General features: G+C 73.3%; 8 protein-coding genes and 1 pseudogene. 7 read left to right on the forward strand and 2 right to left on the reverse strand.

Annotated features, from left to right (window positions below; translation table 11 throughout):
- From ACZ43N_RS40505 to paaE, 5 genes and pseudogenes are all read left to right on the forward strand, one after another.
- A pseudogene (locus ACZ43N_RS40505) lies at positions 1 to 211 on the forward strand (1,2-phenylacetyl-CoA epoxidase subunit PaaA); the annotation flags it as partial.
- Complete coding sequence (gene paaB / locus ACZ43N_RS40510; RefSeq protein WP_468104559.1) at positions 208 to 528, forward strand: 1,2-phenylacetyl-CoA epoxidase subunit PaaB; 321 nt, start codon at positions 208 to 210, stop codon at positions 526 to 528. The pseudogene ACZ43N_RS40505 and the gene paaB, both read left to right, overlap by 4 nt.
- A gap of 10 nt (positions 529 to 538) precedes the next feature.
- Complete coding sequence (paaC, locus tag ACZ43N_RS40515; RefSeq protein WP_468104560.1) at positions 539 to 1,366, forward strand: 1,2-phenylacetyl-CoA epoxidase subunit PaaC; 828 nt, start codon at positions 539 to 541, stop codon at positions 1,364 to 1,366.
- Positions 1,360 to 1,866, forward strand: a complete 507-nt coding sequence (gene paaD / locus ACZ43N_RS40520; protein WP_468104561.1) for a 1,2-phenylacetyl-CoA epoxidase subunit PaaD — start codon at positions 1,360 to 1,362, stop codon at positions 1,864 to 1,866. Before paaC ends, paaD begins: the two co-directional genes overlap by 7 nt.
- A complete protein-coding gene (gene paaE, locus ACZ43N_RS40525; protein WP_468104562.1) occupies positions 1,867 to 3,066 on the forward strand; it encodes a 1,2-phenylacetyl-CoA epoxidase subunit PaaE in 1,200 nt (399 codons plus the stop codon).
- Between the two features lie 491 nt (positions 3,067 to 3,557).
- On the opposite strand, the gene ACZ43N_RS40530 is transcribed toward paaE, so the two are convergent.
- Positions 3,558 to 4,244 (reverse strand): HAD family hydrolase, encoded by a 687-nt coding sequence (locus ACZ43N_RS40530; RefSeq protein WP_468104564.1) that lies wholly within the window; start codon positions 4,242 to 4,244, stop codon positions 3,558 to 3,560.
- A gap of 51 nt (positions 4,245 to 4,295) precedes the next feature.
- Positions 4,296 to 4,772 carry an Lrp/AsnC family transcriptional regulator gene (locus tag ACZ43N_RS40535; RefSeq protein ID WP_468104617.1) on the reverse strand — a complete coding sequence of 159 codons (477 nt, stop codon included), beginning with the start codon at positions 4,770 to 4,772 and terminating at the stop codon, positions 4,296 to 4,298.
- Positions 4,773 to 5,184: 412 nt separating this feature from the next.
- Between ACZ43N_RS40535 and ACZ43N_RS40540 the strand changes: the two genes are divergently transcribed.
- Both ACZ43N_RS40540 and ACZ43N_RS40545 read left to right on the forward strand, forming a co-directional pair.
- Positions 5,185 to 6,690, forward strand: a complete 1,506-nt coding sequence (locus tag ACZ43N_RS40540) for an FUSC family protein (protein ID WP_468104619.1) — start codon at positions 5,185 to 5,187, stop codon at positions 6,688 to 6,690.
- Positions 6,691 to 6,799: 109 nt separating this feature from the next.
- Entirely contained in the window at positions 6,800 to 7,876 is a 1,077-nt protein-coding gene (locus ACZ43N_RS40545; RefSeq protein WP_468104566.1) for a lactonase family protein, read from the forward strand.
- Positions 7,877 to 8,019 lie beyond the last annotated feature (143 nt).

Below are 8,019 nucleotides of genomic sequence, written 5' to 3' on the forward strand. Positions count from 1 at the left end.
CCTGAAGTGGAACGAGGACCGTGGCCACCACGACTTCGGCACCCCCGACTGGGCGGAGCTGAAGCGGGTCATCAGCGGCGACGGACCCTGCAACGACCAGCGGATGGAACGCCGCAGGACGGCCCACGAGGAAGGCGCCTGGGTGCGGGAGGCGGCCACCGCCCACGCGGCCAGGCAGAGCGAGCGAGCCCGGAAGGGGACGGCGGCATGACCGGCACGAACGACGGTGGCACGGCGCACGTGAACAAGGGCGACTGGCCGCTGTACGAGGTGTTCGTCCGCGGCAAGCGCGGCCTGAACCACGTCCACGTGGGCTCCCTGCACGCCGCCGACGACCAGATGGCCCTCACCCACGCCCGCGATCTCTACACCCGCCGCAACGAGGGCGTCTCCCTCTGGGTGGTGCGCTCGGAGCACATCGCCGCCTCCACCCGCGACGAGAAGGACCCGTTCTTCGAGCCCAGCGCGGACAAGGTGTACCGCCACCCGACGTTCTACGACATCCCCGACGACGTCCCGCACATCTGAGGAGCAGGGCATGAGTGACGACCACGTCTACATGACCCTCGCCGAGGGACACGACGACGACACCCGCTGGGCGTACGGCACCGGCTTCGAGGACCCGCTGCACGGCGTCGACACCGGCGTGCCCGAAGGCGTCGACGTACGGGAACTGGCCCTCGACTGTGTGGCGTTGGCCGACGACGCCCTGGTCTCGGCCCAGCGGCTCGCCGAGTGGACCACCCGGGCGCCCGAGCTGGAGGAGGAGGTCGCGCTCGCCAACATCGGCCTCGACCTCCTCGGCCAGGCCCGCCTGCTGTACTCCCGCGCCGGCCAGGCCGACGGCACCGGCCGGGACGAGGACGCCTACGCCTACTTCCGGGACGCCGACGACTTCCGCAACGTGCGCCTCGCCGAACTCCCCAATGGCGACTTCGCGTTCTCCGTCGTCCGGCTCCTGGTCCTGTCCAGCTGGCGCCTCGCCCACTTCGAACGACTGGTGGACCACCCCGACCCCGTCCTCGCGGCGATCGCGGCCAAGGGCGTCAAGGAGCTGACGTACCACCGCCAGTACGCCGCCGACTGGGCCGTACGGCTGGGTGACGGCACCGAGGAGTCGCACCGGCGGATGCGGAAGGCGCTGGAGCGGGTGGGCCCGTACTTCGGCGAACTGTTCACCGCGTACGACGTACGGGACGAGGTCGTCGACGTACTGCGGCAGGTCACCGAGGCCGCCGGGCTGCCCATGCCGGTGTACCGGCCGCTGGCGGGCGCCGGTCGCGCCGGGGACCACACGGAGCATCTCGCGCCCCTGCTCGCCGAGTTGCAGAGCGTGGCCCGAGCCCACCCGGAGGCGACATGGTGACCGCCCTCCTCGACGCGCGGCGGGCCCGGCACATCGCCGAGCAGGTGCCCGACCCCGAGCTGCCGATGCTGACCCTCGCCGACCTCGGCGTCCTGCGGGACGTGGAGCTGACCGGCGACGGCACGGTGATCGCGAGCCTCACGCCGACCTACTCGGGCTGCCCGGCACTGGCCGAGATGCGGGCCGACGTGGCGGCGAGGCTGCGCGCGGCCGGATACGACCGCGTGGAGATCCGTACGGTCCTCAGCCCGCCCTGGACCACCGACTGGATCACGGAGACCGGCCGCCGCAAGCTGACCGCACACGGCATCGCCCCGCCGGGACCCGCCCCGCGAGGCCCGGTGCCCCTCAAGCTGTCCCCCACCCGGCGCACGGTCCCGTGCCCCCGGTGCGCCTCCCCGGACACCGAGGAGACCTCGCGCTTCGCCGCCACCTCCTGCAAGTCCCTGTGGCGCTGCCACACCTGCCGCGAGCCGTTCGAGCACGTCAAGGAGATCTGAATGAAGGGCTTCACGGAAGGGCCGGCGGGCGGGCTTCGCGAGGAACCCGTCGCGGGCCTCGTCGGACCGGTGGTCTCCGCTGGGCCGGGGCCGGCGGCCGGCGACAGCGGGGCACCGACGGCGCGCCCGCGCGCCCGGCGCCGTCCCGTCTTCCACGCCCTGCGCGTCGCCGAAGTACGGCCGTTGTGCGAGGACGCGGTGGTGGTCGGGTTCGAGATCCCGCAGGAGCTCGCCGAGGAGTTCGCGTTCGCGCCCGGCCAGTCGCTGACGCTGCGGCGCGAGATCGACGGGCGGGACGAACGGCGCTCGTACTCGATCTGCTCACCGGTGGGCTCGGCACCCCGCGTCGGCGTCCGGGTCGTGCCGGGCGGCTTGTTCTCCTCGTGGCTCGTGAACGACGTACGCCCCGGAGACACCGTCGAGGTCATGCCGCCCACCGGCTTCTTCACCCCGGACCTCACCGCCCCCGGCCACCATGTGCTGATCGCGGCGGGCTCCGGCATCACCCCGATGATCTCCATCGCCGAGTCGGTCCTTGCCGCCGATCCCCGCTCCACGGTCACCCTCTTCTACGGCAACCGACGCACCGGCACGGTGATGTTCGCCGACGAACTAGCCGACCTGAAGGACCTGTACCCGGCCCGATTCCAGCTGGCGCACGTACTGTCCCGCGAGCCGCGTGAGGCGGAACTGCTCTCGGGCCGCCTGGACGCCGAGCGCCTCTCGGTACTCATCGGTTCCCTCGTCGACGTGGACACGGCGGACCACTGGTGGCTGTGCGGCCCCCATGGAATGGTCCGCGACGCCCAGCACGTCCTCACCGGCCTCGGTGTGCCCGCCGACCGCGTCCACCAGGAACTGTTCTACGCCGACGACGAACCCGTCCGCGAGGTGCGCCACGAGGAGGCGGCCGCCGAGGGGCCGGTCAGCGAGGTCACTCTCACGCTCGACGGCCGCACCACCACCGCGCCGCTGCCCCGCGACCGCACGATCCTCGACGCCGCGCAGCGCACCCGCCCCGACCTGCCCTTCGCCTGCAAGGGCGGCGTCTGCGGCACCTGCCGCGCGCTCATCCCCGACGGCAAGGCGGACATGCGCCGCAACTACGCGCTGGAACCGGCGGAGGTGGCCGCGGGCTACGTCCTGACGTGCCAGACGTATCCGGTCTCGGAGACGCTGACGGTCGACTTCGACACGTGAGGGTGAGGGCCGGGCGCCCAGTAGCTCGGGGACGCCTGTTGTGTGGCGGGTGCGGGCGCGTTGTGGTTTCTCGCGCAGTTCCCCGCGCCCCTGAAGGGTTGGGCCTGCGGCCCGCCCTTCAGCTGAAAAGCACGGGGCGCAGCCCCGGCCGCTTGTCAGGGGCGCGGGGAACTGCGCGAACAACCCCCACTCACCCGCACCCGCCGACGAACCCCCGGCCCCAACCCTGCGGCGCTCATCCCCGATGCAACCGCTCACGGGCGGTGGCTCCGCCCCCGGTCGTGGCGGCAGCCTCGCCGCCACCGGTCTGACCGCCCTGCCGCCGACGCGGTGGGCGCGGCCCCGCGCTGGTCAGCGGCGACGGCGCCCTCGGCGCCGCCGCGTCGGCCGCCGCCCTCACCGCCACGGGCCGGTGTCTGCACCGACGCGGCAGGCGGATGGGTGGTGACACCGGCTGACCGGGAGCCGAGGGCCGGGCGGGCGCCGCTGTCTCAGCGGGACGCGGCGATCCAGTCGTACGCCTCCCGGGCCGTGAACTCGGCCTGGCCGCCTCGCACCAGCAGCCCCGCCGTCGCGAACGGCGGGGCGTCGGCCTGGCCGGTCACGTAAGGGACGGCGACGCAGCGCATTCCGGCGGCGTGAGCGGCGGTCGCGCCCGGCGCCGCGTCCTCGACCACGACACAGTCGGCCGGGGCGGTGCCCAGCCGCCGGGCCGCCTCCAGGAAGACGTCCGGCGCGGGCTTGCCGCGGGCGACCTCCTCGGCCGACACCATGGCCCGCGGATACGCGTCGAGGCCCGTGCCCGCGAGAATCACCTCGATCGCCTCCCGCGACGACCCGGAGGCCACTGCCATCGGCACTCCCTCGGCCGCCAGCAGTTCCACGAACTTCCGCATCTCCGGGAAGACGGGGGTGCAGGCACGGGCCCGCTCCAGATAGCGGCGGTCCAGCTCCTCGACGAGTTCGGCGCGTGGCGCGGCGATGCCGTACCGGTCCTTCCACAGGCCCAGCGTCTCCCAGGTGCTGATGCCCACGTACCGCTCGTTGTCCTCCCAGGTGTAGCCGGGAGCCCCGTGCGCGGCGAGCAACTCACGCGCCGCCTCGTAGTAGTTCGGCTCGCTGTCGACGAGCGTTCCGTCGAGATCGAAGATGACCGCCGTGTCGCCGGGAATGCCCATGCGTCCAGGATGTCAGGGGCCGGCCGACGGTCGGTCACCGCCCGTCGGCGATCAGGTGCCGGCGGCCCGGCCGACCGACTCCACCAACGGCAGCAGCCGGTACGGCACCCGCTCCCGCAACGCGACCTCCGTACGGGTACGCACCACCCCTGGCAGGCTGATCAGTGCCTGGATCACGTCCTCCAGATGCGCGTTGTCCCGCGCCACGACCCGGGTCAGCAGATCACCGCCGCCCGTGATGGAGAACGCCTCGACGATCTCCGGTACGGCCGCCAGCGCGTCCCCCACGTCGTCGAGGTGCCCCTGGGTCACCTCGATGTGGACGAAGGCCAGCACCGGATGCCCGAGCGCGGCAGGGGAGAGCGACGGCGCCGTCCCCGTGATCACGCCGTCCCGCTCCAGCCGGTCGAGCCGCGCCTGAAGCGTCCCCCGGGCGACACCGAGCATCCGGGCGTACTCCCGCACACTCGTCCGCGGCTGTTCCAGGAGCAGCCGCAGGATCCGGGTGTCGAGTTCGTCCACGGCCATGATCCGTCGACCTCCCTGCACCATTCGACGATCATGGGAACCGTATCAACGGCATCCCGCCGCTCCCCGCGGCGCAGCGCCGGGGCGCCTCGGACGTCCGCGCTGAAACCGGTGCGGGGCGCGCCAGAAAGGCGATTCACCCGGCGCCTGATCCGTTGGTCTACCAGACGCCCGGCAAGCCCGCCCCCCTATGGGCCAATGGCTCACTTCAGCATCCGCCTGTTGAGCCATTGGGGCAAAGATGCTTATCTCTTGCCTTATCCACGTAGTTTCGGCGCCGCGCAGTGCCGGACGGCGACGAAGCCGGATCCGGAGCGCGGCGCCTTCGCTGTGCCCGCCGCCCACTGGGACCCAGACGGCGGCGGACGCGGCACGCACGAGTGCAAGGGGGCGGTACACGGCCATGAAGAGGATGTTCACAGCGCCTGATCCGGGGCGTCTGAGGCTGCGGAACTCCGTCCGCGCCGTCATCGGCGTGGGTGCCGCGGTGGCCGTCTCCGAGGTGAGCGGTTTCCCGCTGCCCGCGTCGATCACGGGAGGTCTCGCCGCGCTCCTCGCCCTCTTCACCGTCACCGACGGCACGGTCCGCGCCCAGCGGATCACCACCGCCCTGCTGCCCCTGGCCGGATTCCCGGTCCTGGCGTTCGCCACCACCCTGCACGACCTCACGGCCGCCCGCGATGTCGCGTTCGTCGTCACGGTCTTCTGCGGGGTCTACGCCCGCCGCTGGGGAGCACGCGGGCAGGCGCTCGGCATCTTCGCGTTCATGAGCTTCTTCGTCACGCAGTTCCTCCACGCCGTCCCCGCGCAACTGCCCGGGCTCTACGCCGCCATGGCCCTCGCCCTGCTGGTCGCCGGGATGGTGCGCTTCGTCCTGTGGCCCATCGAGCGCGGTACCCCGCCGGTCGCGGCCCCTGCCGAGGCGCCCCGGACGGGCCTGGACCGCCCGACCACGCGGCAGGCCTTCCAGGCCGCGACCGCCTGCGCGATCGCGCTCGTCGTCGGCCAGGGGTTCTCCGAGGACCGCTGGTACTGGGCCGTCGGCACCGCCTGGTGGATCTTCGTCAACACCACGTCCCGGGGCGAGACCCTGGTCCGCGGTTTCCGCCGCGTCCTGGGGACCGTGATCGGCGTCGCCGTCGGCCTCCTCGTGGCCGTCCCGCTGGACGGGGCGCCCGTGGTGTCGGCCGTGCTGGTCGCGCTCTGCGTCTTCGGCATCTTCTACGCCGCGGCCGTCTCGTACTCCTGGATGATGCTTGCCGTCACCGTCATGGCCAGCCTCCTCTACGGCCTGCTGGGCGTCCTGGACGCCCAGCTGCTCGCGCTCCGGCTCGTCGAGACCGGGGTGGGCGCGGGGTGCGCCGTGCTGGCCGTGTTCCTCGTCCTGCCGGTCACGACCCATGCGACGAACGACGCCTGGATCCAGCGGGCCCTGCACTGTGTGCACGCCGCCGCGACCGAAACGGCCGCCCGGCTCGAAGGCGACCCCGAGGCCGACCCGGCCCCGCACGCCGCCGAACTGGAGGCACTGTTCGGCCGGGCCCGCGTCGCCCTCGCCCCGCTGGTGCATCCGCTGAACCCGTTCCACGCCCGCAAGGAGCGCGCCCGTCAGGCCCTCCGCCTGCTCGACGACTGCGTCAGCGAGGTCCACGCCCTGGTGTCGGCCACCGCCGAGCCGCCCGCTTCGCACGAGGCGTCCCTCGTGGCCGCCTGCTGGCGTGTGAAGGCCGCGGTGGAGGCCCTGACCGTCCACGAGACCCGGGCCCCGGCCTGGCCGCAGCACCTCACGGGCCAGGAAGGCCCGCATCAGCCGGAACCCGGCACGCCCCTGGTCCACCTCCACAACCTGGAACGGACCCTGTCCGACCTGGCCATGCCCCTCGGCAGGGCCCCGGGATCCCGGCTGGCCGGTTCCTGACCGGCGGCAGTGCGCCGTCCCGACGGTCGATGCCGACAGGCGAGCCTCCTGTTGGTCTAGACCTGCTGCTACCCTCACCCGCACCGAACACCACCGGGAGGGGACGGCAGTGGCAGCAGCACACGGGAAGCGGGAACGCCGCGCGTACATCGGCTCGTTCACGGCGGCGGGAGGCCCCGGTGTCCTCGTCGCCGCCGTGGACGAGGACAGCGGCGCCCTGACCGTCGTCGGGGACGCCGCGAACGACGTCCCCGACCCGTCGTACCTCGCCCTCTCCGCGGACGGCGAGACGCTCTACGCCGTGAGCGAGAACGCCGAGGGTGCGGTCGCCGCCTACCGGGTGACGGACGACAAGCCCGCACTGACCGGCCCGCCCGTCACGGTCGGCGCCGGCCCCACGCACCTGTGCCTGTTCGACGGCCACGTCCTGACCGCCGACCACACGGCCGGCAGTGTCACCGCCGTACCCCTGCGTACCGATGGCACCCTCGCCCACACCGCGTCCGGCACGCTGCGGCACACCGGCTCGGGCCCCGATCCGGACCACCAGCGGGGCCCGCATGCCCACCAGGTGGTGTCCGCGCCGTCCGGCGACCGGTTCCTCTGCGTCGACCTCGGCACGGACACCGTGCGGGTCTGCGCCCTGGAGGCCGGAACGCCCGTCGTGCACGGCGAGGCCCGGCTGCGGCCGGGCTCCGGCCCGCGCCACCTCGCCTTCGCCCCGGCCGGCGGGGCGGACCCGTCTTCGCCGACCGTCCCGGACGCCTCGTACGTCCACGTGCTGAACGAACTCGTCCCGACTGTCACCGTGTGCCGCTGGAACGCCCCGGACGGCCGCCTGGAGCCCCTGGGGGAGACCCTGGTCCTTCCGGCCGCCCCGGACGGCGACGCGTACCCCTCGGGCATCGTCGTGTCGCCCGACGGCCGCTTCGTGTGGACGGCGACCCGCGGCCCGGACGTCCTCTCCGTGCTCGCCGTCGACGGGCCCGCCCTGCGCCTGGTCACCACCGTCCCCTGCGGCGGCCGCTGGCCCCGCGCCCTCACCTACGCGGCGGGCACGCTGTACGTCGCCAACCAGCACTCCGGGGACGTCACCTGGTTCACGGTCGACCCGGACACAGGCGTCCCGGCCCCGGCCGGCTCGGTCGAGGTGCCCGCCGCGTCGTGCGTGGTCCTGGACGCCTGACGGCGGCACAAGGCGGCCCGAGCGTGGCGGGGCACGCATACGGCCGAGGGGGCGCTCCTGCGAGAGGGGGGGGGCCTCGGGCATGCGGGTTGGAAAGGACCGGACGCAGACCGAGCCCGCTGACCTGCACTCCCTGCTTTCGT

The organism is Streptomyces sp. NPDC030814, from assembly GCF_055572155.1.

Bases quoted from the DNA above. Each gene is read 5' to 3' on its own strand.
- paaB (WP_468104559.1), top strand. From the start codon at position 208: ATGACCGGCACGAACGACGGTGGCACGGCGCACGTGAACAAGGGCGAC.
- paaC (WP_468104560.1), top strand. From the start codon at position 539: ATGAGTGACGACCACGTCTACATGACCCTCGCCGAGGGACACGACGAC.
- paaD (WP_468104561.1), top strand. From the start codon at position 1,360: ATGGTGACCGCCCTCCTCGACGCGCGGCGGGCCCGGCACATCGCCGAG.
- paaE (WP_468104562.1), top strand. From the start codon at position 1,867: ATGAAGGGCTTCACGGAAGGGCCGGCGGGCGGGCTTCGCGAGGAACCC.
- ACZ43N_RS40530 (WP_468104564.1), bottom strand. From the start codon at position 4,244: ATGGGCATTCCCGGCGACACGGCGGTCATCTTCGATCTCGACGGAACG.
- ACZ43N_RS40535 (WP_468104617.1), bottom strand. From the start codon at position 4,772: ATGGCCGTGGACGAACTCGACACCCGGATCCTGCGGCTGCTCCTGGAA.
- ACZ43N_RS40540 (WP_468104619.1), top strand. From the start codon at position 5,185: ATGTTCACAGCGCCTGATCCGGGGCGTCTGAGGCTGCGGAACTCCGTC.